The following is a 2,021-nucleotide window of genomic DNA, read 5'->3' as shown; positions in this document are numbered from 1 at the left end:
GTCTAATAAGGCGCCCGCGGGGTTTGGGCTGGGCGGACAATCCAAAGAACTTACCTCTGGTGATGACCTAAACACTATCTGGGAAAATGGCTGGTATCGGTGGGGATCAAGTAGTCCGCAAAATGCTCCTGACATGGCACCCGGAAACGGTGAGTCACGCTACATATTTGCGCGGGTTACAAATTATGATGCCCAAAATGTCCTACAGGAATATTGGTCACTTAACCAAGGCGCACAAAATCAAGCACGCCGCATCTGCAGGAATGGCGTTTGGGGGCCACTCGAATGGATCAATCCGCCCATGAAACTGGGTGTTGAGTACCGGACAGTCGAGAGCTACAACAACAAGCCTGTCTATGCAAAAGCAATCAGTTTCGGTCAGGCACCAAATGCCACATACAAAGACGTTTCTCATGGGATAGAGAGTTTCGGCCAGCTTGTCTCATACACAGGGATGATGGGGGGTGCCAATCTGATCGAAACGCCTGCGCTTGACAGTATTCAGATCAATGCCTCCAATATCCGGATCACGACAAATTCGGATGTATCCGCCAGTTATGTATATCTGGTTTTGCGTTACACAAAAACAACTGATTGAGGTGAACACCATGAAGATCCTGAAATACAAACTGGCTACGGAGGCCAACCACGGAACCCCGGAGAAGCCGATGATGGAAACCGTACTCTCCGATGTCTCCATGCCTTACACCACGGAGACCGACTACCAGATGGCCTTGTCTGAGGCATGGCAAGGTGAGGTCACCGTGGAGGAGGTGCCGGAAACCGCGGATGAAATCCGGGCGCGGCGTGACCGGCTTTTGGCGGCCACAGACTGGGCGGTGTTGCCGGATTCTCCATTGGACGTGCAGTCGCTGGAGGCGGTCAAAACCTACCGGCAGGCCCTGCGGGATGTGCCCCAACAGGAGCATTTTCCAGGCGCGATTACTTGGCCGCGGATGCCGGAGCTTGCGAATCTGCCCTGATTTGTGCGGCTTCCTCGGCAGACAGCCGCCCGGCGGCTATCAGCTGATTCAGACGGCCATCATCCCAAAGGCGGGGATAGTAGGCCCTCGCCATATCATACACTGTCACAACGCCACCCCCTGCATGGCCGCCAAGAAATCCACATCTGCCCGCAGCTGCTCCTGGGCTGTGGGAGGCGGCGCGGGGGCTCCATCATCCTCCGCGGTGATCTGCCCTTGATACGCCTCCGCCTGGGCGATAGCGTAATTCGCTTCCGTGTAAGGCATCGTAACACCGGACAGCACCGTCTCGATATCCGGCTCCTCGGGAGTGCCGTGGTTGATCTCTGTTGCCAACCGGTATTTGATGATCTTCATGTGCCCTCCTTCCAGTATTTCAAGAATAGGGTGAAGTTTAATCCGACTGTACGGCCAGACCCGACCGAAATTGTGAACTTCCCATTCCCGTTTTGTGTAAACAGACCAAGATAGTTTGATGCGTCGAAAACAGATTCTCCAAAAAGCCCTGGAATTTGCGTTCCGTTGTCCAATACGCCATAGCAATCCAGCATCTTTACCTGTCCGCTGGTATCCGGGATTTGGACTTCTATTATCTTTGACGAGTTGTCCGGGAATGCCCCGCCGTTCACGGCCATCACAAACACAGGTTTGCCGTCGTATCGCTCAGTGGTGCGGTACTCGACACCGATTTTCATGGGCGGATTCTCCCATTCAAACGGCATCCACACTGCTGGACTCGACGACGATGGATAGCGTAGCTTGAACATCCGCCATCCGCATAGCCCCACGTCTGCACTGCCGATATTGGATAGGACCGCGTAGTTCGCATCGCCCTTGTATAAGAGCGATATCGTAGTACCTGCATTGCCGTACATTGCCGGCGGATAGGCCCGCACCAGTTTTGCGGTCTTGTCAGGCATCGCATCCAGTACAGCGTCTACCTTGGCGCAGTATGTCTCATAGGATTCCTCCGCGCTGGTGGTCGCAATTTCCTGTATCGCATCCCCGAAGCCAAACCCCGCGGGCGCCTTATTAGAC

The 2,021-nt window shown here is 54.5% G+C and carries 4 protein-coding genes; 2 read left to right on the top strand and 2 right to left on the bottom strand.

Annotation, left to right across the window (positions count from 1 at the left end):
• Both HMPREF1546_RS19340 and HMPREF1546_RS15985 read left to right on the top strand, forming a co-directional pair.
• Positions 1-598, top strand: a 598-nt coding sequence (locus HMPREF1546_RS19340) for a pyocin knob domain-containing protein (protein WP_198145325.1), incomplete at its 5' end; no start/stop codon positions are given.
• A 10-nt stretch (positions 599-608) separates the two neighbouring features.
• Complete coding sequence (locus HMPREF1546_RS15985; RefSeq protein ID WP_021747892.1) at positions 609-983, top strand: tail fiber assembly protein; 375 nt, start codon at positions 609-611, stop codon at positions 981-983.
• 105 nt (positions 984-1,088) lie between these two features.
• Here HMPREF1546_RS15985 and HMPREF1546_RS15980 read toward each other — a convergent pair whose 3' ends face one another.
• Together HMPREF1546_RS15980 and HMPREF1546_RS19335 are read right to left on the bottom strand one after the other, a co-directional pair.
• Positions 1,089-1,340 carry a hypothetical protein gene (locus tag HMPREF1546_RS15980; protein WP_021747891.1) on the bottom strand — a complete coding sequence of 84 codons (252 nt, stop codon included), beginning with the start codon at positions 1,338-1,340 and terminating at the stop codon, positions 1,089-1,091.
• The coding region (locus tag HMPREF1546_RS19335; protein WP_021752133.1) for a hypothetical protein at positions 1,337-2,021 on the bottom strand (685 nt) is incomplete at its 5' end. The genes HMPREF1546_RS15980 and HMPREF1546_RS19335, both read right to left, overlap by 4 nt.

Origin of the sequence: Oscillibacter sp. KLE 1745 (assembly GCF_000469445.2) — a bacterium.
Lineage (GTDB): Bacteria > Bacillota > Clostridia > Oscillospirales > Oscillospiraceae > Oscillibacter > Oscillibacter welbionis.
The sequence above is the reverse complement of the archived record's forward strand: the minus strand, read 5'-3'. Positions and strand labels throughout refer to the sequence as shown.